General features: G+C 59.5%; 25 protein-coding genes. 12 read left to right on the top strand and 13 right to left on the bottom strand.

Annotated features, from left to right (window positions below; all coding sequences use genetic code 11):
* Nucleotides 1–195: 195 nt before the first annotated feature.
* From ABFT80_RS00005 to ABFT80_RS00020, 4 genes are all read right to left on the bottom strand, one after another.
* On the bottom strand, nt 196–1,368 hold the full coding sequence (locus ABFT80_RS00005) for a Gfo/Idh/MocA family protein (RefSeq protein ID WP_347969811.1): 1,173 nt from the start codon (nt 1,366–1,368) through the stop codon (nt 196–198).
* 12 nt (nt 1,369–1,380) lie between these two features.
* Entirely contained in the window at nt 1,381–2,436 is a 1,056-nt protein-coding gene (locus ABFT80_RS00010) for a sugar phosphate isomerase/epimerase family protein (RefSeq protein ID WP_347969812.1), read from the bottom strand.
* A gap of 170 nt (nt 2,437–2,606) precedes the next feature.
* The gene (gene gndA / locus ABFT80_RS00015; protein WP_347969813.1) at nt 2,607–4,025 is read right to left on the bottom strand and encodes an NADP-dependent phosphogluconate dehydrogenase; all 1,419 of its coding nucleotides are present in this window, start codon (nt 4,023–4,025) and stop codon (nt 2,607–2,609) included.
* Between the two features lie 75 nt (nt 4,026–4,100).
* Complete coding sequence (locus tag ABFT80_RS00020; RefSeq protein ID WP_347969814.1) at nt 4,101–4,532, bottom strand: Fur family transcriptional regulator; 432 nt, start codon at nt 4,530–4,532, stop codon at nt 4,101–4,103.
* Between the two features lie 227 nt (nt 4,533–4,759).
* Here ABFT80_RS00020 and ABFT80_RS00025 point away from each other — a divergent pair, with 227 nt between their 5' ends.
* The 5 genes from ABFT80_RS00025 to rpe all read left to right on the top strand — a co-directional run bounded on the left by ABFT80_RS00025 (nt 4,760) and on the right by rpe (nt 9,836).
* Nucleotides 4,760–5,611 carry a metal ABC transporter substrate-binding protein gene (locus tag ABFT80_RS00025; RefSeq protein WP_347970791.1) on the top strand — a complete coding sequence of 284 codons (852 nt, stop codon included), beginning with the start codon at nt 4,760–4,762 and terminating at the stop codon, nt 5,609–5,611.
* On the top strand, nt 5,608–6,498 hold the full coding sequence (locus ABFT80_RS00030; RefSeq protein WP_347969815.1) for a manganese/iron ABC transporter ATP-binding protein: 891 nt from the start codon (nt 5,608–5,610) through the stop codon (nt 6,496–6,498). Before ABFT80_RS00025 ends, ABFT80_RS00030 begins: the two co-directional genes overlap by 4 nt.
* Nucleotides 6,495–7,355, top strand: a complete 861-nt coding sequence (locus tag ABFT80_RS00035; RefSeq protein WP_347969816.1) for a metal ABC transporter permease — start codon at nt 6,495–6,497, stop codon at nt 7,353–7,355. The genes ABFT80_RS00030 and ABFT80_RS00035 overlap by 4 nt, the downstream gene beginning before the upstream one ends.
* A complete protein-coding gene (locus tag ABFT80_RS00040) occupies nt 7,352–8,197 on the top strand; it encodes a metal ABC transporter permease (protein ID WP_347969817.1) in 846 nt (281 codons plus the stop codon). The genes ABFT80_RS00035 and ABFT80_RS00040 overlap by 4 nt, the downstream gene beginning before the upstream one ends.
* A 961-nt stretch (nt 8,198–9,158) precedes the next feature.
* Nucleotides 9,159–9,836, top strand: a complete 678-nt coding sequence (gene rpe, locus ABFT80_RS00045) for a ribulose-phosphate 3-epimerase (RefSeq protein WP_347969818.1) — start codon at nt 9,159–9,161, stop codon at nt 9,834–9,836.
* On the opposite strand, the gene nagA is transcribed toward rpe, so the two are convergent.
* Genes nagA through ABFT80_RS00065 form a run of 4 tightly spaced genes read right to left on the bottom strand, consistent with a single transcriptional unit; the run spans nt 9,833 to nt 13,680 of the window.
* Nucleotides 9,833–10,993, bottom strand: coding sequence for an N-acetylglucosamine-6-phosphate deacetylase (gene nagA / locus ABFT80_RS00050; RefSeq protein ID WP_347969819.1), 1,161 nt, complete (start codon nt 10,991–10,993; stop codon nt 9,833–9,835). The genes rpe and nagA overlap by 4 nt on opposite strands.
* Nucleotides 10,990–12,000, bottom strand: coding sequence for an SIS domain-containing protein (locus ABFT80_RS00055; RefSeq protein WP_347970792.1), 1,011 nt, complete (start codon nt 11,998–12,000; stop codon nt 10,990–10,992). Before ABFT80_RS00055 ends, nagA begins: the two co-directional genes overlap by 4 nt.
* Nucleotides 12,001–12,014: 14 nt before the next feature.
* The gene (locus ABFT80_RS00060; RefSeq protein ID WP_347969820.1) at nt 12,015–12,803 is read right to left on the bottom strand and encodes a GntR family transcriptional regulator; all 789 of its coding nucleotides are present in this window, start codon (nt 12,801–12,803) and stop codon (nt 12,015–12,017) included.
* Nucleotides 12,796–13,680 (bottom strand): N-acetylglucosamine kinase, encoded by an 885-nt coding sequence (locus ABFT80_RS00065; protein ID WP_347969821.1) that lies wholly within the window; start codon nt 13,678–13,680, stop codon nt 12,796–12,798. The genes ABFT80_RS00060 and ABFT80_RS00065 overlap by 8 nt, the downstream gene beginning before the upstream one ends.
* Before the next feature lie 209 nt (nt 13,681–13,889).
* Here ABFT80_RS00065 and ABFT80_RS00070 point away from each other — a divergent pair, with 209 nt between their 5' ends.
* From ABFT80_RS00070 to ABFT80_RS00095, 6 genes are all read left to right on the top strand, one after another.
* Complete coding sequence (locus ABFT80_RS00070; protein ID WP_347969822.1) at nt 13,890–14,813, top strand: N-acetylmuramic acid 6-phosphate etherase; 924 nt, start codon at nt 13,890–13,892, stop codon at nt 14,811–14,813.
* Between the two features lie 22 nt (nt 14,814–14,835).
* The gene (locus tag ABFT80_RS00075) at nt 14,836–16,095 is read left to right on the top strand and encodes an ABC transporter substrate-binding protein (RefSeq protein ID WP_347969823.1); all 1,260 of its coding nucleotides are present in this window, start codon (nt 14,836–14,838) and stop codon (nt 16,093–16,095) included.
* 207 nt (nt 16,096–16,302) lie between these two features.
* Complete coding sequence (locus ABFT80_RS00080) at nt 16,303–17,232, top strand: carbohydrate ABC transporter permease (RefSeq protein ID WP_347969824.1); 930 nt, start codon at nt 16,303–16,305, stop codon at nt 17,230–17,232.
* Between the two features lie 189 nt (nt 17,233–17,421).
* Nucleotides 17,422–18,261, top strand: a complete 840-nt coding sequence (locus ABFT80_RS00085) for a carbohydrate ABC transporter permease (protein WP_347969825.1) — start codon at nt 17,422–17,424, stop codon at nt 18,259–18,261.
* Nucleotides 18,258–19,325: a Gfo/Idh/MocA family protein gene (locus tag ABFT80_RS00090; protein WP_347969826.1), complete on the top strand. Its 1,068-nt coding sequence runs from the start codon at nt 18,258–18,260 to the stop codon at nt 19,323–19,325. The genes ABFT80_RS00085 and ABFT80_RS00090 overlap by 4 nt, the downstream gene beginning before the upstream one ends.
* 178 nt (nt 19,326–19,503) lie before the next feature.
* On the top strand, nt 19,504–20,502 hold the full coding sequence (locus ABFT80_RS00095; protein ID WP_347969827.1) for an ABC transporter ATP-binding protein: 999 nt from the start codon (nt 19,504–19,506) through the stop codon (nt 20,500–20,502).
* A gap of 1 nt (nt 20,503) precedes the next feature.
* On the opposite strand, the gene ABFT80_RS00100 is transcribed toward ABFT80_RS00095, so the two are convergent.
* Nucleotides 20,504–21,328: a ferredoxin--NADP reductase gene (locus ABFT80_RS00100; RefSeq protein WP_347969828.1), complete on the bottom strand. Its 825-nt coding sequence runs from the start codon at nt 21,326–21,328 to the stop codon at nt 20,504–20,506.
* A gap of 341 nt (nt 21,329–21,669) precedes the next feature.
* Between ABFT80_RS00100 and pncA the strand changes: the two genes are divergently transcribed.
* Nucleotides 21,670–22,269 carry a bifunctional nicotinamidase/pyrazinamidase gene (gene pncA, locus ABFT80_RS00105; RefSeq protein WP_347969829.1) on the top strand — a complete coding sequence of 200 codons (600 nt, stop codon included), beginning with the start codon at nt 21,670–21,672 and terminating at the stop codon, nt 22,267–22,269.
* On the opposite strand, the gene ABFT80_RS00110 is transcribed toward pncA, so the two are convergent.
* The 4 genes from ABFT80_RS00110 to ABFT80_RS00125 are packed head-to-tail and all read right to left on the bottom strand — an operon-like array spanning nt 22,266 to nt 25,540.
* Nucleotides 22,266–22,970 carry an ABC transporter ATP-binding protein gene (locus tag ABFT80_RS00110; RefSeq protein WP_347969830.1) on the bottom strand — a complete coding sequence of 235 codons (705 nt, stop codon included), beginning with the start codon at nt 22,968–22,970 and terminating at the stop codon, nt 22,266–22,268. The genes pncA and ABFT80_RS00110 overlap by 4 nt on opposite strands.
* Nucleotides 22,963–23,682, bottom strand: a complete 720-nt coding sequence (locus ABFT80_RS00115) for an ABC transporter ATP-binding protein (protein WP_347969831.1) — start codon at nt 23,680–23,682, stop codon at nt 22,963–22,965. Before ABFT80_RS00115 ends, ABFT80_RS00110 begins: the two co-directional genes overlap by 8 nt.
* Nucleotides 23,679–24,659 (bottom strand): branched-chain amino acid ABC transporter permease, encoded by a 981-nt coding sequence (locus ABFT80_RS00120; RefSeq protein ID WP_347970793.1) that lies wholly within the window; start codon nt 24,657–24,659, stop codon nt 23,679–23,681. The genes ABFT80_RS00115 and ABFT80_RS00120 overlap by 4 nt, the downstream gene beginning before the upstream one ends.
* Nucleotides 24,659–25,540: a branched-chain amino acid ABC transporter permease gene (locus ABFT80_RS00125; RefSeq protein WP_347969832.1), complete on the bottom strand. Its 882-nt coding sequence runs from the start codon at nt 25,538–25,540 to the stop codon at nt 24,659–24,661. Before ABFT80_RS00125 ends, ABFT80_RS00120 begins: the two co-directional genes overlap by 1 nt.
* Nucleotides 25,541–25,659: the final 119 nt, after the last annotated feature.

Raw genomic sequence — 25,659 nt, forward strand, 5'->3', positions numbered from 1 at the left:
GTCCTTGCGACCGGTCTTGCGCAAATCCTGGCTCTGGCAATTTGGACAGTCCATCCTTTTTCTCCCCACCAAATCACATGATAGGCAGCAGAAGAATCCAAAAACAGTCGGATGTAAACAATGCCCCACCTGTGGGGGAGATGTCCGGCAGGACAGAGGGGGGCGCCTCGCGATTCCGTCAAAACAGGAAACGCTCTAAAGCTTCGTCCAGGCGGCGTTCTTTTTCGACGATTTCACGCAGGCCTCGACAAAGGCGACGCCTTCGACCCCGTCCTTGACGGTCGGGTAGACAACGTCCTTTGCCGGCTTGCCGCCTTTGCGGCGTGCAGCGCGAATTGCGCGCGCGGCTTCCGCATAGATATTGGCAAAGCCTTCGAGATAGCCTTCAGGGTGGCCGGGTGGCACGCGGCTGACACGCGCCGCAGCAGGTCCGGCGCCCGCACCGTTGCGGGTGATCAACTGCTTCGGCTGGCCGAACGGCGTGTACCAGAGATAGTTCGGGTCAGCCTGCGTCCATTCCAGCCCGCCCTTGATGCCGTAAACGCGCAGTTTCAGCCCGTTTTCATTGCCGGGCGCGACCTGACTTGCCCAGAGCATGCCCTTCGCGCCGCCCTTGAAGCGCAGCATCACGTGGGCATTGTCGTCCAGCGCGCGGCCTTTGACGAAGGAATCGAGATCGGCCGAAAGGCTGTCCAGTTCCAGACCCGTTACGAAGCGGGCGAGATTATAGGCGTGGGTGCCTATGTCGCCCGTCGAGCCGCCGACGCCGGACTGTTTCGGATCGACGCGCCATGACGCCTGTTTCGAACCCGTATCCTCGACCTTCTCGGTCAGCCAATCCTGCGGATATTCGGCCTGCACGACGCGAATGTCGCCGAGCTGGCCTTTGGCGATCATCTCGCGCGCCTGCCGGATCATCGGATAGCCGGTGTAATTATGCGTCAGCACGAAAACCTTGCCGGTCTTTTCGACAAGGGCAGCAAGCTTCTTCGCATCGGCCAGATTGGAGGTCAGCGGCTTGTCGGAAATCACATGGATGCCAGCTTCGAGAAAAGCCTTGGCCGCCGGATAATGCATGTGGTTCGGCGTGACGATCGAGACGACTTCGATGCCATCGGGCCTTGCCGCTTCTGCCTTGGCCATTTCCTGAAACGAGGCGTAGCTGCGCTCCGGGTCGAGACCCAGCTCGGCCCCGGAAGCTTTTGCGCGCGCCGGGTCGGACGACAATGCGCCCGCGACCAGCACGAACTCATTGTCTATCCGGGCTGCTATGCGGTGCACCGCGCCGATGAATGCGCCCTGCCCGCCGCCGACCATGCCAAGCCTTATCGGCCGGTTTGCCTTTTCACTGCGTCCCTCTATCGCCATGCCGATTCTCCCTCAGATGCCCATCATGGAGCGGAGCAGTTTCTTGTCGGTCGTGCCGCTGGCGAAATCGTCGAACGCTTTTTCGGTGACACGGATGATGTGGCTCTGGATGAAGGGAGCGCCTTCGGCTGCACCATCTTCGGGGTGCTTGAGGCAGCATTCCCATTCGAGCACCGCCCAGCTATCGTAATCATAGCCGGAAAGCTTCGAGAAAATACCGGAGAAATCGACCTGCCCGTCGCCCAGCGAACGGAAGCGGCCCGCGCGGTTCAGCCAGCCCTGATAGCCGGAATAGACGCCCTGCCTGCCATCGGGATTGAACTCGGCATCCTTGACGTGAAACGCCTTGATGCGTTCGTGATAAATGTCGATGAAGGCCAGATAGTCGAGCTGCTGCAACAGGAAATGCGACGGGTCGTAATTGATGTTGCAGCGCTTGTGCCCCTTCACCGCATCAAGGAACATTTCGAAGGTCACGCCGTCGAAAATATCCTCGCCCGGATGGATTTCGTAGCAGAGATCGACACCGGCATCCTCATAGGCGTCGAGAATGGGCGACCAGCGCTTGCCGAGTTCGGCGAAGGCCTCCTCGATCAAGCCTGCCGGGCGCTGCGGCCAGGGATAAAGATAAGGAAATGCCAGTGCGCCGCTGAATGTGACCGAGGCTTTCAGGCCGAAATTCTTCGAGGCCTTCGCGCCCCAGCGAAGCTGCTCGACCGCCCATTTCTGGCGGGCCTTGGGATTGTTATGCACCTTTGCGGGCGCGAAACCGTCGAACTGCGCATCGTAAGCCGGGTGGACCGCGACGAGCTGGCCCTGAAGATGGGTCGAAAGCTCCGTCACCTCGACACCTGCGTCAGCGCAAATGCCTTTCACCTCGTCGCAATAGGTCTTCGACGATGCGGCCTTTTTCAGATCGAACAGACGCCCGTCCCATGTCGGAATCTGGACACCCTTATAGCCGAGGTCGCCTGCCCATTTCGTGATGCTTTTCAGCGAATTGAACGGGGCAACATCCCCGGCAAACTGCGCAAGGAAAATCGCAGGCCCCTTGATCGTCTTAGACATTCGCAATGTCCTCCCGGTTTAGAAATGACGTCTCAGAGACGTTCGTTTCAATTTTCTCCACGCCGGGCATCCGGCGCCTCTCCCCGCACAACATTCGACCGAGAAAGGCCAACAGTCAACTGGTCCTACCAGATTTTCGCGAACATCGTGCGGGGCAAGGAATTATCCGGTCAGGCGTTGCTTCCCCAAGGTCCGTGGAATGCGCCGGGTCCGTCGATCCGCTCAAAACCATGCGCGCCGAAGAAGTCGCGCTGTCCCTGAATGAGATCGGACGTGCCGCGGCCCTGACGGTAGCTGTCGAAATAGGCGAGGGCGGAGGCAAGGGCTGGCACCGGCAATCCGGCTTCCGAAGCTTTCGCCACGATGCGGCGCAGCGCCGGATGCGCTTCGCTCATCATCTCGACGAAGGCCGGAGCCATCAGGAGATTTGCCACTGGCGCGCCGCCGAAAGCGTCGGCCAGCGTGCCGAGAAACTGCGAACGAATGATGCAGCCTGCGCGCCAGATCTTGGCGACGGTCGGCAAGGGCAGGTTCCAGCCGAATTCTTTCGATGCCGCATCCATAACCGCAAAGCCCTGTGCATATGCGGCGATCTTGCCAGCAAAAAGCGCCAGTTCGAGATCGGCAAGCACCGCATCCCTGTCTTTCGAAAGTGCGGTGACATCCGGCTTGCCATAGGCTTTTTCGGCAGCCAGTCGCTGGTCTTTCATGGATGAAAGCACGCGCGCGGAAACGGCGGCCTCGATCGTGGTTGCTGGAACGCCCAGCGTCTGCGCCTCGATCGCCGACCATTTGCCGGTGCCTTTCTGGCCCGCGCGGTCGAGAATGATATCGACGACAGGCTTGCCGGTTTTCGGATCGTCGGCTGCAAGCACTTCCGCGGTGATTTCGATCAGGTAGGAATTCAGCCTGCCCTTGTTCCACTCACCGAACACTTTGCCGATGTCCTTCGGCGCCATGCCGAGCCCGTCACGCAAGATGCCGTAGACTTCGGCGATCATCTGCATGTCGCCATATTCGATACCGTTGTGGATCGTCTTGACGAAATGCCCGGCACCATCCGTGCCCAGCCAGGCAGAACATGCCTCGCCCTCATATTTCGCGGAGATCGCGGTCAGCACATCCTCGACGCGGGCATAGGCTTCCTTTGTGCCGCCAACCATGATGGAGGGTCCGTGACGCGCGCCTTCTTCACCGCCCGAAACGCCCATGCCGATAAAGGTCAGGCCGGAATTTTCGAGTTCGGCAAAACGGCGCACCGTGTCGCGGAAATTCGCATTGCCCGCATCGATCATGATGTCACCGTCCGACAGGACGCCGCGCAGATGTTCGATCTGTTCATCGACCGGCTGGCCTGCCAGAACCATGATGATGACCGGGCGCGGCGGGCGGATTGCCTCGGCCAGTTCCTCCAGCGACTTGCACGGAATGATCCGGTCGCGCAATTCGCCCGCACTGGCAACGAAAGCGTCCGTCTTTTCCGGCGTACGGTTATAGACCGCGATGCGGTGTCCTTTTTCCGCGATGTTCAGGGCGAGGTTGGAGCCCATGACGCCCAGACCGATGAGGCCGATATCGGCTTTTTCCATCACGCTATTCCTTTGCAGTTTGTTTCGGTCAGCCGGAAACGGCTGGCTGTTATGTTGAAATCGCTTTGTTTTAAACTAACCCGCGCGGCGCTTGCGTCCGTAGAGTTCCAATCTGTGATGGACGATATCATAGCCGAGTTCCCTGGCTATCTCGTCCTGCAGGGCCTCGATGCGGTCCGAATGGAATTCTATGACATCACCGGTGTCTAGGTCGATCAGATGATCGTGATGATCGCCATCCGCCTGCTCGAAACGCGAAGGCCCGCCCTCGAAAGCGTGCCTGTGTATCGCGCCCATGCCCTCCAGCAGCTTCATCGTGCGATAAACCGTCGATAGCGAGATCGAATTGTCGATCGCCACCGCGCGCTGGAAGATTTCGAGGGCATCGGGATGCGATCCCGTTTCACCCAGAATGCCGAGAATAATACGACGCGGCCGCGTGATGCGCACGCCCGCGCCCCGCAGCATTTTCTCGTAATCAGGGTTTCTATTCACCGTCTTTGCCATGGCACCACTATGCGCCAGATGACACCCAGTTGCAAAGATTGCCGGGGCAGAAAACCGTGGATGGATTTTCTTCTTGCAAACGATTTGCAATTGCATTGACAAGTTGCGAGCGCTGCCCTAGCTCTAGGGATGAGAATTCCGCACATCCGTAAAACCCCAAGAAAACCATCAAGGAAAAACCATTGAGACTTCTGCCTGCGCTCTTCGCTTCTCTCGCCCTGACCGGCATGACGCTCTTCCCGGCCGCGAGCCAGGCGGAAGAGAAAATGAAGGTCGTGACGACATTCACCGTCATTGCCGATATGGCCCGCAACGTCGCCGGTGAAGCCGCCGACGTCGAATCCATCACCAAGCCGGATGCCGAGATTCACAATTACCAGCCGACGCCGGGCGACATGATCAAGGCGCAGAATGCAAAGCTCATTCTCTGGAATGGTCTCAATCTCGAATTGTGGTTCGAGAAGTTCTTTTCCAATCTGAGCGACGTGCCGAGCGCTGTCGTCTCGGAAGGCGTCGAGCCGATGGGCATCGCCGAAGGCCCCTACACCGGCAAGCCGAACCCGCACGCATGGATGTCGCCTGATGCGGCGCTGATCTATGTCGAAAACATCCGCAAGGCATTCGCCGAGCAGGACCCGGCCAACGCTGAAATCTACGCGAAGAACGCCGCCGCCTATTCCGAAAAGATCAAGGCGACCTTCGTGCCGATCCGCGCGGAAATCGAAGCGATCCCCGAGGATCGACGCTGGCTCGTCACCAGCGAGGGTGCGTTCTCCTATCTGGCGCGCGATTTCGGCCTAAAGGAGCTTTACCTCTGGCCGATCAATGCCGACCAGCAAGGTACGCCGCAGCAGGTTCGCAAGGTCATCGATGCGGTGCGTGAGCACAAAATCCCGGTCGTCTTCAGCGAAAGCACGATTTCTCCCGACCCGGCAAAACAGGTCGCCCGCGAAACCGGCGCGAAATATGGTGGCGTGCTTTATGTGGACTCGCTCAGCTCCGAAAGCGGCCCGGTGCCCACCTATCTCGACCTGCTCAGCGTAACTGCAAAGACAATCGTGGATGGTCTATCGGAATGAACATTCTAAGCCAGGCCAGGGAAACCGACGCGCAGTCCGAGGGGCTGCGCGTCGAGCATATAAACGTCACTTATCGCAATGGCCATACGGCGCTTCGCGACGCGAGTTTTGCGATACCGCGCGGCACGATTACGGCGCTTGTCGGCGTCAATGGCAGCGGCAAGTCGACATTGTTCAAGGCGATCATGGGGTTCGTGCCGCTCGGCAAGGGCTCCGTTTCCATTCTGGGCAAGCCTGCCGCCGTGGCGCTCAAGGAAAACGCCGTCGCCTATGTCCCGCAAAGCGAGGATGTCGATTGGAACTTCCCGGTTCTCGTCGAAGACGTCGTCATGATGGGCCGCTACGGCCACATGAATTTCATGCGCGTGGCGCGCGCGGCGGACCGCGAAGCCGTTGACGCCGCACTCGAGCGCGTCGGCATGAGCGCCTATCGCAAGCGCCAGATCGGCGAATTGTCCGGCGGCCAGAAGAAGCGCGTTTTCCTTGCCCGCGCACTTGCCCAGAACGGCCGTATCATCCTGCTCGACGAGCCTTTCACCGGTGTCGATGTGCGCACCGAGGAAGCGATCATCACGCTCCTGCAATCGCTGCGCGACGAAGGCCGCGTCATGCTGGTTTCCACGCATAATCTCGGCAGTGTTCCGCGCTTCTGCGACCGCGCGGTTCTCATCAATCGTACTGTGCTTGCGGCGGGGAAAACCGAAGACGTGTTCACCCGCGAGAACCTCGAAAAAGCATTCGGCGGCGTGCTGCGCCAGTTCACGCTGGGCGGTGCTGACCTCCACGACGATGACGACAAGCGCAAGGTCACCGTTTTGACCGACGACGAGCATCCATTCGTCATCTATGGCGACGGCGACGACCGCAAGCCGGAAAACGTAAAATGATAACGCTGCTCACCGAGCCATTCACCTATGGCTACATGGTCAATGCGATGTGGGTCAGCGCGCTTGTTGGTGCCGTCTGCGCCTTCCTCTCGGCCTATCTGATGCTGAAAGGCTGGTCGCTCATCGGCGATGCGCTTTCACACTCCATCGTTCCAGGCGTCGCCGGGGCCTACATGCTGGGCTTCCCGTTTGCCTTCGGCGCATTCATCTCCGGCGGTCTGGCCGCAGGCGCGATGCTGTTTCTCAACCAGCGCACGAAGCTCAAGGAAGACGCCATCATCGGGCTGATCTTCACGTCCTTCTTCGGCCTTGGCCTGTTCATGATCTCGCTGTCGCCAGCCTCGGTGAACATCCAGACGATCGTGCTCGGCAACATCCTGGCGGTGACGCCAGAAGACACGCTTCAGCTAGTGCTCATTGCCGGCGTATCGCTTGTCGTCCTTCTGATAAAATGGAAGGATTTGATGGTCAGCTTTTTCGATGAAAACCACGCCCGCTCCATCGGCATCAACCCCGACCATATGAAGGTGCTTTTCTTCACGCTGCTCAGCGCATCGACGGTCGCAGCCCTGCAAACGGTCGGCGCGTTTCTCGTCATCGCCATGGTGGTGACGCCCGGCGCCACAGCCTATCTTCTCTGCGACCGCTTCCCGCGCCTGATCGGCGTCAGCGTTCTGATCGGCAGCGTCACAAGCTTCGTCGGCGCCTATGCGAGCTACTTTCTCGACGGCGCAACGGGTGGCATCATCGTCTGCCTGCAAACGCTGATCTTCCTCACAGCCTTCGTCTTCGCACCAAAACATGGAATGCTCGCCGCGCGTCGCCGTACGCGCGAAGCCTTGGAGGCGGGCCTATGATCGAAACTCTCATCCAACCTTTCGCCTTCCCCTTCATGCGGGAAGCCTTCGTCATCTCCATTCTGGTTGCGATACCGATGGCGCTGCTGTCGTCCTTCCTCGTCCTGAAAGGCTGGTCGCTGATGGGCGACGCGATCAGCCATGCCGTGCTTCCGGGCGTCGTGCTGGCCTATATTGCCGGTCTGCCGCTCGCCATCGGCGCTTTCGGTGCGGGTATGGTCTGCGCACTGGCAACCGGCTTTCTCAAGGAAAACAGCCGCATCAAGGAAGACACGGTCATGGGCGTCGTGTTTTCGGGCATGTTCGGGCTGGGCATCGTGCTTTACACGAAGATCCAGTCGGACATTCACCTCGACCACATATTGTTCGGCGACATTCTGGGCATTAGCTGGCGCGACGTTCTCGAAAGCGGCATCATCGCCGCGATCTCGACCGGTGCGGTCTGGATTTTTCGCCGCGATCTGCTGCTGCATTCCTTCGACCCGCAACACGCCCGCGCCATCGGACTGCCGGTGCGCCTGCTGCATTACGGCCTGCTCACTATCCTGTCGTTGACCATTGTCGGCGCACTTAAAGCAGTCGGCATCATCCTCGCAATCGCCATGCTCATTGCACCGGGCGCCATCGCCTATCTGTTGACCAACCGCTTCGACCGCATGCTCCCGCTCTCGGTCGCAATCGCCGTGGTCGCCTCTTTCCTCGGCGTCTATATCAGCTTCTTCATCGACAGCGCGCCTGCACCTACCATCGTGCTCATCATGAGCATCTTCTTCATCGCCGCGTTCCTCTGGTCGCGCTGGGCGATTGCAAAGACAGAGCGCAGCGTGACTTTGGAAAGCTAGAGCCCTTCGCTTTAGATAGATAAGCCGGCGGGACAGCGCCCCCCTCTGTCCTGCCGGACATCTCCCCCACAAGTGGGGAGATTACCCCATCATGAACGCTCGGCACTAATTACTGAACGCTGCAGAATGAAAGCGGAGAGAGTTGTGTCAGCCAATCTCCCCACCTGTGGGGTGAGGAATGGTCCGCGCAGCGGACGAAAAGCCAACGATTTGGCTTTTCGAATGACGAACGCCCGGAGCCATAGCGAAGGGCAGGGTCCGGCAGGACAGAGGGGGGCGCCTCGCGATTCCTTTAAACAACAGCGCGTGGATAAAAAACTCCAATTTCATGTTTTTTATTCACCCCCTTTTCCACACTCCTATCATCTCCCCACTGTCTGAGCGGGAAGCCGGTGCGCACCGGGTATCGGTTCAGACAGCGGTGACCTCCTATTTGCGACTGCGGTAGTCGTGAGACCCGAGGGGTGAGGCATGTCCGACCATAGGTCGGCAAAAAGCCAACGATTTGGCTTTTTGAATGTCGAACGCCCGGAGCCATAGCGGAGGGCCGGGACAGGTCGGCGCGTTGAAGATGCGTTCATGGCAGGAAGTGACAAACCCTGTCGATGAAACATCCCAAAGCGTGCGGAGAAACCGCGATGTTTTCCTGCACTATTGAATGCAGAAACATTGTGCCCGACCGACCGGATAGCAGGTGAGGAGCGGTCCGCGCAGCGGGCGAGAAGCCAACGATTTGGCTTCTCGAGCTCCGAACGGCGGGGTGCGGACGTCGCGCCACATAATTACTTACACTAGGAAGGCACGGCCAAGCGCCCCGCTTCCCGGTTCTTGACAATGGCCAGACGCAATTGCGGGCGTGGCGATGGTAAAGTGTGCGATTTTCACAGCACGAAGCACCCCCGCTATCGACAACCCCCGCCAAGACCGTTAGGCGAACCGAAAGATTTACGGAGCCAATGCCATGAGCGGAAAAACATTGATTGCGCCGTCGGTTCTATCGGCGGACTTCTCGAAACTCGGTGACGAGGTCGAGGCCGTGGCGGCGGCGGGTGCGGACTGGATTCATCTGGACGTGATGGACGGGCATTTCGTGCCGAACATCACTTTTGGCCCGCCCGTCATCAAGGCGATCCGCAACCGCACCGACAAGATTTTCGACTGCCATCTGATGATCGCGCCAGCCGACCCTTATCTCGCGGCATTCGCCGACGCAGGCTGCGACTACATTACCGTGCATGCCGAAGCCGGTCCGCATCTCGACCGCTCGCTCCAGACCATCCGCAATCTGGGCAAGAAGGCCGGCGTTTCGCTGAACCCTTCGACGCCCGAAAGCGTGATCGAATATGTGCTGGACCGGCTCGATCTCGTTCTGCTGATGACCGTCAATCCGGGCTTCGGCGGACAGGCTTTCATTCCGGCAGTCGTCGAGAAGGTGAAGCGCATCAAGGCGATGATCGGCAGCCGCCCTATCCTTATCGAGATCGATGGCGGTGTTTCGCCCGAAACCGCACCGCTCGTTACCGCAGCCGGAGCCGATGTGCTGGTCGCAGGCGCCGCAGTCTTCAAGGGTGGGAACGAAGACGCCTACCGCGCCAACATCGCGGCAATCCGCACGGCGGGCGACAAAGCGCGCAGCTAAGCCTCAAAAACAGGCGCGCCGTCAATCCAGACCTTTCGCACGACCAGATCGGCGGACAGCGCAACGATATTCGCCGCCGCTCCAGCGGTGAACCGCCCAAGCCTGTCGGCTTGCCCAACGCTCTCAGCCGGATAGAGCGAGGCCATGCGAAGCGCCTCGCCGAGTTCGAGCCCAATGCGCTCATGCATGAAACGGACCGCCGAGACCATGTCGAGATCGGCACCTGCCAGCGTGCCGTCGGCCAGTGTCAGGCGGCCGTTTTCGCGATAGACCGTGCGCCCGTTCAGCGTGAAGGATTTCATGTCCGTTCCGATGGTCGCCATCGCATCGGTGACGAGGAAAATACGGCCCGGCCCATTCTTGGCGCGCAGCGCAATCACCATCGTCGCCGGATCGACGTGAATACCATCCGCGATGAGACCGGCGGACAACGCGCCGACATCGATCGCCGCACCGACGAGACCCGGTTCGCGATTGCCGATCTGGCTCATGGCGTTGAACAGATGCGTGGTCATCGATGCGCCCGCCGCGGCATACTGCGCGGCGCGCTCATAGCCTGTATCGGAATGGCCGAGACTGACCACGACACCCGCCTCGGCAAGCGCCTTGATCTGCTCCGTCGAAACGGATTCCGGCGCGACCGTCGTCAAAAGAACCGGCATCGCCTTGCGGCCCGCGACGACCGAGGCCAGATCGTCGGCCTCCATCGGGCGGATCAAGGCCGGATCGTGCGCGCCTTTGCGGGCAAGCGAAAGATGCGGCCCCTCAAGATGAAGGCCGAGAAAACCCGGCACGTCCAGCCGTGCCGCTTCTGCTCCGGCATTCAGCGCGGCCCGCACTATCTCGCGCGTATCGGTGATCAGGGTCGGCAGCAGTGCCGTCGTTCCGAATGGCGCATGCGCGGCGCATATCGTTCTGATCGTCTCGACGTCCGGGTGGTCGTTCAGCATCACGCCGCCACCACCATTGACCTGAAGGTCGACAAAGCCCGGCACAAGCATATCTGCCTGCGCGGAAACTGTCGTGATATCGCCCGGCAAAGCGCCTTCAGGTACCACGCCTTCGACCGTTCCGCCGCGCACGATCAAGGCTGCATCGTCGTGCCAGCTTTCGCCGTCAAAAATGCGCGCGGCCCTTATGGCGTAGAGATCGCTCATACGGTTTCGGTCACTTTTCTGAGGTTGCGCGGCTCGTCGGGGTTCAGCCCCCTGTGACGCGCAAACGCCTCCACGAAGGCATAGAAGGAAACGATCAACGACAGCGGGTCGGTCAAAGGATGGCCGGTCGGTGCGAAGGGAAGCTTTGCCGCCTTTTGGCTAAGAGCCGATGTCGCATAAATCGACGCGCCCTTCTCGGCCAGGCGATCGGCGGTATCGACCAGCGACGCCTCGGATGCGTCGCGCGCGGTGAGTGCCAGAACGGGGAAGCCCGGATGAATGAGGGCCAGCGGGCCATGCATAACTTCGGCGGCGCTGTAGGCCTCCGCATGCATGCCGCAGGTCTCTTTGAATTTCAGAGCCGCTTCATTGGCAATCGCGACCGACGGTCCGCGTCCGAGAATGAACAGCGAAGGGTTGCCCGAAAGCACGCCTGCAATTTCCATCCAGTCGCAATCCACTGCCTTGCGAAAATGCCCCGGCAACTCGCGAAGTGCGGCGAGCAACGGCTCGTCATTCGTGCAATGCGCCATGAGCAGCAGGCCGGCAACCGCCGAATTGACGAATGTCTTGGTCGCCGCAACGCTCTTTTCGGTGCCTGCCAGAATGTCGATTGCATGGTCGGAAGCGGCAGCCAGCGGCGAATCTGCCGTATTGGTAAGTGCTATCGTCAGTGCTCCGGCCTTTCGCGCCATCTGCGCCATCGCAACGATGTCGGGGCTTTTACCTGATTGCGAAATTGCCAGGCAGGCCGAGCCGTTCAGCTTCAATTTCGCCTTGTAGATCGAGGCAACGGACGGCCCGACCGAAGCCACTGCCAGCCCCGCGGTCAACTCGATGGCGTATTTCAAAAACGTCGCCGCATGATCGGACGAGCCGCGCGCAACGGTGACGATAAAATTCGGATCGAGCGCATTGATGGCGCGGCCCGCAGTGGCAATTACGTCACCCGAACCGTCCAGCAAGCGCGCGACTGCATCGGGAATTTCGACGATTTCGCGGCGCATATGCGTTGTTTCAGTCAATTGCGGTCTCCTGCGCTGATTTCGGGCCGGGTCAGGCGCAATTCCGCGACGAAATCATAGGTATCGCCGCGATAGACCGAGCGCGTAAACTCGATCACCCGGCCGCTTTCGAGATAGGAAATGCGCTCGATATTCAGCCCCGCCGAACCCGCTGGAACCTGAAGAAGTTTTGCATCGGCCTCGCCAAGATTGGCTGCCGATATACGTTGCACGGCGCGCACCGGATGGTTTCCGGTCTGTCCCAAAGCCGCATAAAGTGAAAGGCCGATCGCTGCCGGATCAGGCAGAATGCTGGCCGAGATTGCGGCGCGCTCGATTGCCAGGGGCATGCCGTTTGCAATGCGCAGGCGGCTGATACGCGCAACCATCTCTTTGGACGAAAGCCCCAGCACCATCATTTCGTCCGGCGATGGCGGGAAGATGCCGCGATCCAGCCATCGCGAATGCACCTCCATGCCGCGCCGCGCCATGTCTTCAGTGAACGAAGTCAAACGCGACAGGGATTGCTCGACGCGTTCGACGCGCGGCGCGACGAAAGTGCCGGAGCCATGGCGCTGAACAAGAATGCCGCCCTTCACCAGATCCTGAACGGCCTTGCGCACCGTTACCCGCGAGACGTCCGCTTTAATTGCGATGTCGCGCTCGGAAGGCAGTGCGTCGCCCGGCCCGATCACGCCGCTGGTGACGGCATCCTCGATGCTGCGCTTGAGCTGGAGATAGAGCGGCGCGCCTTTGAGCGGCGCATCCTTTACGCTCGAAAATATCCGCTCGGCAGCATCAGACATGACCCGCCGGCTCCTTTTGGCCAAGCGCGCGCACCGCCATCATGACCGCGCCGCCCAGCGCATCCTGCAGCGGCGGGTGAACGATCTTGCGATAACGCTCCGAAAGATGCGGCGTGAAAAGCTGTGCGAGGCCGCCGAGCAGACAAAGACGATCATCCGCATCGAGCTTCAAAACGTCGAGCGCCTCCTCGATATCCGAAACGGCGCGCGCCAGAACGCGGACGGCCACCGCGTCACCCTTGTCGATATAGTCGAAAACCATCGGCGCGAATGTTCCGAAATCGGAAGGTTTGGAAGCTGCCCCGAATTTCACGATTTCGCGCGGATCGCCGGAAAACTTCTCCATAACCGCGCTGGAAAGTGCCGAACCCGGCCGAATGTCGTCATGGACGATGAGCGTTTCCTGAAGCAGATCGCGCCCCATGCGCGCACCGCCACCCAGGTCGCCCAGCATGAAACCCCAGCCGCCTATGGTGGTGAGTTTGGCGCTTTTGCGCGACATGAATATCGAGCCGGTGCCGATGATCGCGATTGCGCCGTCATGATCGCCAAGCGCGCCATTCAGCGCGATCAGCGCATCGCTTTCGACGAAGCTTTGGCGGAAAGGAAGAACATCCTTCAACCGCTGCCCATAGCCGCCGACATTGGTTCCGGCGAGGCCCAGAACGGCGGTCGTTTGCGGGATCAAAGCAGGGTCTTTTCCAGCGTCCACGAATGCCAGACGCGTGGCCTCGAGAATATTGTTTCTCGCGCCATCGAAATCGGACATGATGTTGGAAGGGCCGCTTTTACCACGGCCAAGCACCTCGCCTGACGAGGTTGCCAGAGCAGCCCTGCAGCTTGTGCCGCCGCCATCGATACCAAGCACCAGATCCACTGAAAGGCCTCCTGAACTGAATAATACCAATAAAATACCAATAGCCAAGGATTAATTTTTACAAGGCCAGCCGATCTATAGGATAACCAACAACTAGCTGTAATTGTTTAATTTTTCAAAAACTCACCCTTTTGCCTTCCTGACAATCGTTAACGCCGCTAGACAAGTGGTATTTTTTTGGTATTGTCGAGCGCAATGGGAGAACAGATATGGTGCTGGCGCGTACAGAAGCGATGCACAGGGATGCTGACGGGCTCGACACGAAGTCGCCCGAGGCTATTCTTCAACTTCTGAATGACGCGCAGATCGAAGCCGCCAAAGTACCGCTCGACGCAATTTCCGAGATCGTAGACGCTGCGAAGTGCTTCGCGCGCACCCTCTCCAATGGCGGTCGCATCGCTTATGCAGCAGCCGGAAGCTCCGGCCTGATGGCGCTGGCCGATGCGCTCGAACTTCCCGGCACTTTCGGCATTCCGCGCGACCGCATAATTATCATGCTGGCAGGCGGTGTTGAGGCGCTGACCAATCTTGCAGGTGCGCCCGAAGACGATGTCGATCAGGCGCTTTCGGACTTTAAAACGAATGGCCTGAAAAAAGGCGATTGCCTGATCGCAATCAGCGCCAGCGGTTCGACGCCTTATGCGTTGGCGGCACTTACCGAAGCCAAACGCGTTGGCTTGGAGACGATCGCGATAGCCAACAATGCCGGCACGCCGCTGATGCAAACCGCAGACATTCCAATCCTGCTGCAGACGCCGCCGGAAGTCGTCGCAGGCTCGACGCGCATGGGTGCGGGAACCGCCCAGAAAATCGCGCTGAACCTCATGTCCACATTGGCGGCGATCCATCTCGGCCATGTCCATGACGGCCATATGGTCAATCTGCATGCTGATAATATCAAGCTGCGTGTACGCGCCGCGCGCATCGTCGCTTCTATCGCAGGGTGTACGCAGGCAGAGGCGGAAAAGCGCCTCGCGGAAAGTAACGGCTCCGTGAAAGCGGCAATTCTTCTGGCCGCCGGGGCAAAGAGCATCGATGCTGCCAGAGAACTTCTCGAAGGGACAGGCCAGAAATTAAGGCCGGCCCTTTCGGAACTCGAGGGGAACAAAGCCTCTCATCAAAACCGAACCTGAACAGGTCAACAGGGAGAATAAAATGGGAAATGGATATTTTAAGGGGCTGCTTCTGGCCTCCAGCATTCTAGGCTCGGCAAGTGCCGCCTTCGCCCAGGATGTGACGCTCAACATCGAAAGCTGGCGCAATGACGACCTTGCCATCTGGCAGGAAAAGCTGATTCCGGCATTCGAAGCCAAGAACCCCGGCATCAAGCTCGTCTTCGCGCCTTCGGCTCCAACCGAATACAACGCGGCGCTCAATGCCAAGCTCGACGCCGGTTCCGCAGGCGACCTCGTGACCTGCCGCCCCTTCGACGCCTCGCTCGAACTCTTCAACAAGGGCCAGATCGCCGACCTGACCTCGCTGCCGGGCATGGAGAATTTCTCCGACGTCGCGAAATCCGCATGGACCACCGATGACGGCTCCAAGACGTTCTGCGTGCCAATGGCGTCCGTCATTCACGGCTTCATCTACAATGCGGACGCCTTCGAAAAGCTCGGCATCACGCCGCCCGCGACCGAGGCCGAATTCTTCGCAGCCCTCGACAAGATCAAGGCAGACGGCACCTACATCCCGCTGGCAATGGGCACCAAGGATCTCTGGGAAGCCGCCACAATGGGCTACCAGAATATCGGCCCGACCTACTGGAAGGGTGAAGAAGGCCGCCTGGCGCTGATCAAGGGCACCGAAAAGCTGACCGATCCGCAATGGGTCGAGCCATATGCCGTTCTTGCTAAGTGGAAGGACTATCTGGGCGACGGTTTCGAAGCGCAAAGCTATCCGGACAGCCAGAACCTGTTCACGCTCGGCCGCGCAGCGATCTTCCCCGCCGGTTCGTGGGAAATCTCGGTGTTCAACACGCAGGTCGATTTCAAGATGGGCGCTTTCCCGCCACCGGTGAAAAACGCCGGTGACACCTGCTACATCTCCGATCACAACGACATTGGCATCGGCCTGAACGCCAAGAGCAAGAATCCCGAAGCTGCGAAAACCTTCCTGACATGGGTCGCATCGCCGGAATTCGCCGAAATCTACGCCAATGCGCTGCCGGGCTTCTTCAGCCTGTCCTCGACGCCGGTGAAGATGGAAGACCCGCTGGCGCAGGAATTCGTTTCGTGGCGCGAAAAGTGCAAGCCGACGATCCGCTCGACCTACCAGATCCTGTCGCGCGGCACGCCGAACCTCGAAAACGAAACCTGGGTCGAATCGGCCAATGTCATCAACGGCACCGATACGCCTGAAGTCGCCGGTGAGAAGCTCCAGAAGGGTCTCGATAGCTGGTACAAGCCGGCTAAGTAAGGCAGCGACGACGCCCCTCATCCGCCTGCCGGCACCTTCTCCACGTGAACGGGGAGAAGGATCAATGGCGCGGTGGATGCTCCCATGAGGGAAAATAGCGTAGACATAAGCCCCATCCTTCCTTCTCCCCGCCTGCGGGGAGAAGGTGCCGGCAGGCGGATGAGGGGCAGATGCGAAAACCATTTCGCTGAAACCAGGAAAAATCGAATGGCGGAAGAAACAGAACGCAGGAGGCCGATCCGCTGGCACATCGCGGTCTTTCTCGCGCCCGCCGTTCTGATCTACACGATCGTTATGATCCTGCCGCTTTTCGGCACGCTGCAATTGTCGTTCTTCCGGACGCAGGCGCAGGAACTGTCCTTCGTCTGGTTCGACAATTTCCGCACCCTGTTCGGCGACCCGCGCTGGTCTGCCAGCTTCTGGAACGCGCTGGGCAACAATACGTGGTTTTTCATCATTCACATGCTGGTGCAGAACCCGATAGGTATCGCACTGGCAGCCTTGCTTTCCAGCCCCAAGCTGCGGTTTTCGAGTTTCTATCGAACTGCGATTTTCATTCCGACGATCCTTTCCTTCGTGATCGTCGGCTTTGCATGGAAGCTGATACTCAGCCCGCTCTGGGGCATCGCGCCCAATATGATGGATATGGTTGGCCTCAAAAGCTGGTTCACGCCGTGGCTTGGCAAGGAAGAGTATGCGCTGACGACGCTCAGCCTGATCTCGGTCTGGCAGTTCGTCGGCATTCCCATGATGCTGATCTATGCCGCGCTGCTTTCCATTCCCGACGAGGTGATCGAGGCCGCCGAATGCGACGGCATTACCGGCATGGCGCAATTCTGGAAGATAAAGCTGCCGCTCATCCTGCCCTCGATCGGCATCATCTCCGTGTTGACCTTCGTCGCCAATTTCAACGCCTTCGACCTGATCTATTCGGCGCAAGGCGCACTGGCCGGGCCGAACTATGCAACCGACATTCTGGGCACTTTCCTCTACCGCACCTTCTTCGGTTTCCAGTTGCAGACCGGCGATATGCATATGGGCGCGACCATTGCATCGATGATGTTCGTCATCATTCTCGCGGGCGTGTGCCTCTATCTCTTCGCCGTCCAGACGCGCCTGCGTCGGTATCAGTTCTGAGGGGATGATAAAAATGACAAGCGCCCCCACTCCGTCTCGCTCCGCTCGCCACCTCTCCTCCTGTCCGTGGGAGAGGAATCGCTGCCGCAACACCAGAGCTAATCCAGCTTGGGTTCCTCTCCCCCGGGCAGGGGGAGAGGTGGCCCGAAGGGCCGGAGCGGGGGTGCTTCACATTTCAGGAATGGCGCCATGAGCCGCGCGACGCAATCGCTTCCCCGCAATATCGCAGCCCATGCGATCCTGCTGACTTACACCGCAATCGCTCTTTTCCCGGTGGTCGTCATCATCATCAACTCGTTCAAGTCGCGCAATGCGATCTTCCGTTCGCCGCTTTCGCTGCCGACACCGGAAACCTTCGATTTGATCGGCTACACCACCGTTCTGCGGCAGGGCGATTTCTTCCTCTATTTCCAGAACAGTGTCATCGTCACCGTCGTTTCGCTGACTCTTGTCCTGATCTTCGGCGCCATGGCGGCGTTCGCGCTTTCTGAATACCGCTTCAAGGGCAATAGCCTGATGGGGCTCTATCTGGCGCTCGGCATCATGATACCGATCCGCCTCGGCACGGTCGCGATCCTTCAGTTGATGGTGGCAAGCGGGCTGGTCAACACGCTGACCGCGCTGATCCTCGTCTACACGGCGCAGGGCCTGCCGCTTTGCGTGTTCATTCTCTCCGAATTCATGAAGCAGGTTTCCGACGATCTGAAAAATGCGGGCCGAATAGACGGCCTTTCAGAATACCGCATCTTCTTCCGGCTGGTGCTGCCGCTGGTGCGCCCGGCCATGGCGACGGTTGCCGTCTTCACCATGATCCCGATCTGGAACGATCTGTGGTTCCCGCTGATTCTTGCGCCTTCGGAAGCCACCAAGACGGTGACGCTCGGCGCGCAGATATTCATCGGGCAATTCGTGACCAACTGGAACGCGGTTCTGGCAGCACTGTCGCTCGCCATCCTGCCCGTCCTCATTCTTTATCTGATCTTCTCGCGGCAGCTTATCCGCGGCATCACATCCGGGGCAGTCAAGTGAGCAGTACGAAAGATCAACCCTTGCGCGTGCTGGTGGCCGGGCTTGGCAATATGGGCCGCAGCCATGCGCTCGCCTATCACGACAATCCGGGCTTCGAGATCGTCGCGATGGTCAACCGATCCGATGTGCCGCTGCCGTCCGAACTGTCAGCTTATAAAATCCGCCGCTCGTTCGAGGAGACGCTTGCCGAGTTGAAGCCGGATGTCGCGTCGATTAACACCTATTCGGACAGCCATGCCGAATATGCGATAAAGGCGCTGGAAGCTGGTTGCCACGTCTTCGTGGAAAAGCCGCTGGCGACCACCGTCGCCGATGCGGAGCGTGTGGTGGCCGCTGCGAAGGCCAATGGCCGCAAACTGGTGATCGGCTATATTCTGCGCCACCACCCTTCATGGATGCGGCTGATTGCCGAAGCACGCAAGCTTGGCGGGCCTTACGTGTTCCGCATGAACCTCAACCAGCAATCGAGCGGCGCGACCTGGGCAACCCACAAGCAGCTCATGAAAACCACTTCGCCGATTGTCGATTGCGGCGTGCACTATCTGGATGTGATGTGCCAGATAACCGATGCCAAGCCCGTTCAGGTGCGCGGCATGGGCGTACGCCTGTCGGACGAAATTGCCGACGACATGTATAATTACGGGCATCTTCAGGTGCTGTTCGATGACGGATCGGTTGGCTGGTACGAGGCAGGCTGGGGGCCGATGATTTCGGAGACGGCCTTCTTCGTGAAGGATGTCATGTCGCCCAACGGGTCGGTCTCGATCGTCATGGACGAGAATGCTAAATCCGACGACATCGACGCGCATACCAAGACCTCGACGATCAAGCTGCACAGCGCGAAGACCGCTGCGGACGGCGCATTCGCAAGGCAGGACGAATTGCTTTCCATGGCAGGCGAGCCCGGCCATCAGGAGCTTTGCGATCTGGAACAGGCTTTTGTGCTGAAAGCCATTCGCGAGGATATCGATCTGACGCGCCATATGGACGACGCTGTGAAATCGCTGCGCGTCTGCCTTGCCGCCGACGAAAGCGTTCGCAGCGGTCAGGCGGTGATGTTGTGATGCGGGCAAACACCCCCACTCCGATTTGCTACGCAAACCACCTCTCCCCCTGCCCGGGGGAGAGGAAACGCTGCCGCGAGGCCGGCGCTTTTCCAGCCTGGGTTCCTCTCCCCCTTGCAGGGGGAGAGGTGCCCCGAAGGGTCGGAGTGGGGGAAATTCATTCTATCGGGGGCGGCGCATGGGCTCTTTAACAATCGAAAACATCAAGAAATCCTTCGGCCAGGTCGAGGTGCTGAAGGGCGTCGATCTGGATGTGAAGGATGGCGAACTCATCGTCTTCGTTGGGCCTTCTGGCTGCGGAAAATCCACGCTGTTGCGCATTATCGCCGGGCTCGAGGATGCGACGTCCGGCAGCATAAAGATCGACGGCAAGGCTGTGAACAACGTGCCGCCCGCAAAACGCGGCATCGCCATGGTGTTCCAGACCTATGCGCTCTACCCGCATCTGACGGTCAAGAACAATATGGGGCTTGGCCTCAAACAGGCAGGTACACCGGCCGCCGAAATCGAAAAACGCGTGGCGGATGCGTCCTCGATGCTTTCGCTTGAACCATACCTCGCCCGCCGCCCCGCCGAGCTTTCGGGCGGGCAACGCCAGCGTGTCGCCATCGGCCGGGCGCTGGTTCGCGAGCCGAGCCTGTTCCTGTTCGACGAGCCGCTTTCAAACCTCGACGCCGCACTTCGCGTCAACACGCGGCTGGAGATTGCACGGCTTCACCGGCATCTCTCCGCAACGATGATCTATGTGACGCATGATCAGGTGGAGGCGATGACGCTGGCCGACCGCATCGTCGTGCTGAACGCCGGGCGCATCGAGCAGATCGGCGCGCCGATGGAGCTTTATAACGATCCGGCAAATCTGTTTGTGGCAGGCTTTATCGGCTCACCGAAGATGAATTTCATCGACGGCAAGCGTGTCGGCGACGAGGCGGCCACGATCGGCGTTCGGCCGGAGCATCTGACTGTCAACGCCAAATCCGGCACTTGGAAAGGCACGGTCATCCACGCAGAACATCTGGGCGCGGACACCAATCTTTATCTGGAGAGCGAACAGACGGGACTGATCACAGTGCGCATTTTCGGCGAGTATCAGGCCGATCCCGGACAGGAACTTTATGCAACGCCCGACGCCAACCGCACATACCGCTTCGGCACGGACGGTCAGCGTATACGGTAGATTAGCCGACGAAAGCGCGCTCGACGACGAAGCTATCTGGCTTGTTGAGCGAGCCTTCCTCGAAACCGAGGCTTTCGGCCAGTTCCTTGACGTCTTTCAGCATATGCATCGAGCCGCAGATCATGATGCGGTCCGTTTCAGGGTTCAGCTTTTCGATGCCGAGATCCGTATAGAATTTACCGGAACCGATGAGTGCGGTGATGCGGCCCATGCGCTCGGAGGTTTCCTGCGTCGTGCTGTTGTAAAGCGTCACGCGGCCATGCGTCAGTTCACCGATCAGCGGATCGTCCTGCAGCGCATCGATAAGCTCGCGGCCATAGGAAAGCTCGGCCACATCGCGGCAGGTGTGCGTAAGATAGACGTGCTCGAAGCGGTCATAAGTATCCGGATCGCGCAGCAGGCTGGCGAAGGGCGCAATGCCGGTGCCGGTCGAAATCATGAACAGGCGCTTGGCAGGCGTCAGTGCGTCAAGAACCAGCGTGCCGGTCGCCTTCTGGCGCAGCAGCAGCGTGTCGCCGGGCTGTATTTTCTGCAGCTCGGAGGTCAGCGGACCATCCGGCACCTTGATCGAGAAGAATTCGAGTTCTTCGTCCCAGCTTGGGCTGGCAACCGAATAGGCGCGGAAGACAGGCTTTTCTGCATTCGGCAGGCCGATCATCACGAATTCGCCCGAACGGAAACGCAGCGTCTGCGGACGCGTCACGCGGAAAGAGAACAGACGGTCCGTGTAATGTTTCACCGATACGATCGTCTCGGCATAGACATTTGCCGGGATCGGAAACTTCGGTGAACGATCGTCTTGCGCTTGTGCGGATACAGGCTGCATGCTTACGGAACCTTTCGTGACATGCTGAAGAATTGCGCCGAATATGGTGCGCCGGTTCTAATAACAAAAGAAACCGGAGAAAAAGCGGGAAAAGCGCGCTCTTGTGTCGCGGATTTTCTATGACGGAAATGCCCATCGGGTCAAGATTGCTGACCGAAACTCCTTTCCAATCTTATGCGGCATCGAGGCGGTTTGTTTTGCATTTTGGCCTGAAATGAGAAATTTCTCTCAACATGCAAAGCTGTCAGAAATTTTGTCCTAATTTAGCGTTTTTCCCGGTAGCGGATTGACGTAACGGCCCTTTGCCGCTTTGGCTAATATACACGCAGAAGGAGCCGGGAATGAGCCAAGAAGCCCTGATCGTCATCGACGTGCAGAACGATTTCTGCCCCGGCGGCGCGCTCGCTGTCGTCGGCGGCGATGAGATCGTTCCGCTGGTCAACGATATGATCCGCAGCTTCGACCACGTGATCTTAACGCAAGACTGGCATCCGGCGCGGCATTCCAGCTTTGCTTCCGTTCATTCCGGCCGCGAGCCGTTCCAGACGATCACCATGCCTTATGGCGAGCAGACGCTGTGGCCGGATCATTGCATTCAGGGTTCGGGCGGTGCTGCCTTTCACCCCGCGCTCAAATGGACGAAAGCCGAACTCGTCGTGCGTAAAGGATTCCGCGCCGAGATCGACAGCTATTCGGCATTCTTTGAAAACGACCGCACGACGCCCACCGGTCTTGCGGGCTATCTGAAGGAGCGCGGCATCAATTCGGTGACGCTTGTCGGGTTGGCGACGGATTTTTGCGTCGCCTTTTCCGCGCTCGATGCGGTTACACACGGCTTCGATACGACGGTTCGCATGGATGCATGCCGGGCGATTGATCTTGGCGGATCGCTGGAAGCCATGACCGCACGGATGAAGGATGCGGGTGTAAAGCTGGTTTAAACGCCGACGTAACGGCGAACCAGCGAAGGGTCGGCGCGCAGCGTTTCGACCGTGACCGTTTCACGGTTGCGACCGTTTTCGATGAAGGCGATGCGGTCGGCAACGGGAAGTACTGCATCGACGCGCTGCTCCACCAGAATGGTCGAGACGCCACGGCTGCGCAGTTCCGTCACCGTCTCGCGTATCTTGGCGATCATCGACGGCATCAGCCCTTCGGTCGGCTCATCGAGCAACAGAACGTCCGGCTCCAGACACAAGGCACGGGCCATGGCCAGCATCTGCTGTTCGCCGCCCGAAAGCGTGCCGGAGCGCTGTTTCAGCCTCTCGCGCAATATCGGAAACAGGTCCAGCACGCTGTCGCGCGTCGGCTTGCCCTTGCCGCGCGCCATCAGGCCGATTTCGATATTCTCGGCAACGGTGAGTTCGGCAAAAAGCCGCCTGCCCTGCGGCACATAGGCGACGCCCGCCTTCGGCACTTCATGTGCGGCAAGCGTTGTCAGCTCACGCTCGCCCAACAGGATCGATCCTGACCGTGCGGGCACAAGACCCATGATCGCCTTGAGCAGCGTCGTCTTGCCTGCGCCATTGCGGCCGAGCAGGCAAAGCACCTCGCCCTTCTTCAGGTCGAGGTTCAGCCCGTGCAAAATCTGCACTTCGCCGTAGAAGCAATCGAGGCCGGTGATCGTCAGCGCATTATCCATCGACGGTTGATCCGAGATAGGCGCGCTGCACCGCTTCGTTTTCGCGGATTTCGGAAGGAATTCCTTCGGCAAGAATGCTGCCGGATTCGAAGACGGTTATGCGATCCGCCAGCGCCATGACGACCTGCATATTGTGCTCGATCAGCATGATCGTCGCATCGCGCGCTATCTCGCGCACCAGTTCGATGAAGGTTTCGATTTCGCCATCGGACAGCCCTTGCGTCGGTTCGTCGAGGATCAGCAGGCGCGGTTTAAGCGCAAGACCCATCGCGACTTCGAGCAGCCTTTGATGCCCGTAGGCGAGGTTTCCCGCCTGCGTCTGCGCATAGCTGGCCAGGCCCGTGCGCTCCAGCGCCGACATGATTTCATGATCGAGGCTGTGGCCGGAAAGCCCGCGCTGAACGGCCAGCGCGACATTGTCGTAAGCGCTCAGATTGGCGAAGACGCTGGTGATCTGGAACGTGTAGGCGATGCCCAAACGAACGCGGCGATGCGCAGGCAGATCGGTGATGTCCTGCCCGTCGAAAAAGATGGAGCCGGAGGACGGCGTCGTGCGCCCGCTGATCATGTTGACGAAGGTCGTCTTGCCCGCGCCATTCGGCCCGATGACGGCGCGTATCTCGCCGCCCGGCAGCGTGAAATTCGCATCGTTTACGGCACGCAGGCCGTCGAAATGCTTGGAAAGATTTTTGGTGATGAGAAGCGGCTTCATGGCAGCCACCTCAACCAGCGGTCACGCAATGCTCCAAGCATGCCTTTCGGGAAATAAAGCACGAGAAGCACCAGCGCCACGCCGACAATGCCCAGATAGCTGATGTCCCAGGACGGTATGTAGGCGTTGATGAAATCGTTCGACAGATCGATCAGATAATACATGACGAACGTGCCGAGCAGCGGCCCAAGCGTCGTGGCTGTGCCGCCGACCAGCACCCATAGCAGCGGCAAAATGGAATAGTGAACGGCGGCGAAAGACGAGCCGACATATCCGAACAGCAGCGCATAGGCCGCACCCGCAGCGGCACAAATGGTGCCCGACGCCACGACCGCCAAGAGCTTGTTGGCGAAGGTGTCGTAACCCAGCATGCGTGCGCGTTCCTCATTCTCGCGGATCGCCACAAGCACGCGGCCATGGCGCGAGCGCACGATGGCCAGCGTGATCAGCAGGACAATCGAAAAGAGCGAAAGCGCCAGCATGTAACGCGTGGTCGGGTCGGCAAGGTTGAGCTGAAATGCGCCGAACTCCATACGTCGCGCCTGCAGCACCAGCCCTTCATCACCGCGCGTCCATTCGCTGAAATAGAGCGTAAGCAGATAGACGACCTGCGAGAACATCATAGTGACTATCATGAACGCGACGCCGGTCGTGCGCAGCGCGAGCGCGCCGATGACCACGGAAAGCAATGCACCGGAAACGATGCCCGCTGCAAAGCCCGCCGGCACGCTCCATTCCAGATGGTAGACGGTGAGCCCCGCACCATAAAGACCGGCGGCGAAGAACATCGCATGGCCGAGGCTCAACAGTCCGACATAGCCGAAGAGCAGATTGTAGCCCATGGCGAATACTGCCAGCACCAGAATGCGCGCCATGACGCCGTGATGATATTCGGGCAGCACGAAATTCAGCGCGACCAGCCCGGCAATGACCGCCAGATGAAGCACGATGGCTTTTGTCGATGCGCCGCGTTCCATCATTTGACCGCCGTGCCGAACAGGCCGGACGGACGGAACACTAGCACCATGGCAACCAGCATTGTCGCGATGATTTTTGCCAGCGTTGGCGAGAAGAACATGGATATGACGCCGTCACTGACGCCGATCAGCAATGCGGCAACGACCGTGCCGCGCAGCGAACCCAGCCCGCCGATGATGACGACGATGAAGGAGAGCAGCAGCGGGTCGAAGCCCATCAGATAATGGGCCTGGCTGATCGGCACGATCAGAACGGCGGCGATTGCAGCCAGCATCGCACCCAGCGCAAACACGCCCGCATAGACCTTGTCGACTGCAATGCCGAAGGCCTGCGCGGTTTCGCGGTCATATTGCGTCGCGCGCATGATCAACCCGGCCCTTGTCCGCGTCAGGACGAGCCAGGTCACGATCAACAAGAGAATCGAGACACCGATGATCGCGAGCTTGTAGCCGGAATAGCCGAACCAGGGCAGCAGGATGCGATAGTTGAAAGGCGGTGAGACGGGCCGGGCGTCGGGGCCGTAGAAGGTCAGGGCCGCCTGCTGGATGATATAGAGAAGGCCGATCGTCGCGACGATCGTCGCTTCTGGATTATAGTTCAAGCGGCGCAGAACGAGCCTTTCGGCAACGAGCGCAACGGCACCGACGATCAGCGGGGCGATGACAAGGGCTGCGAGAAACCCGATGGCCGGGTGGCCCGAAACGAGGCTCGACACCCACCACGCAAGCACCGCGCCCAGCATGTAGAACTCACCATGCGCGACATTGACCACCCGCATGACGCCGAAGACGAGCGACAGTCCAAGCGCCATGAGCGCCAGAACCGCAGAGGTTACGAGGCCTTCGAGGGTTGCCAGAAGGAGGTGCGGTCCGAAGGCCATTATGGGGTTTGCCTGCGGGAGGAGGATCGGAGCGAGGCAGCACCCCCCTCTGGCTTGCCAGCCATCTCCCCCTCAAGGGGGGAGATCAGATGCCAAATTGGTTTTCGAAAATCTTCATC

The organism is Foliimonas ilicis (assembly GCF_039939195.1).
Classification (GTDB): Bacteria; Pseudomonadota; Alphaproteobacteria; order Rhizobiales; family Rhizobiaceae; genus Foliimonas; species Foliimonas ilicis.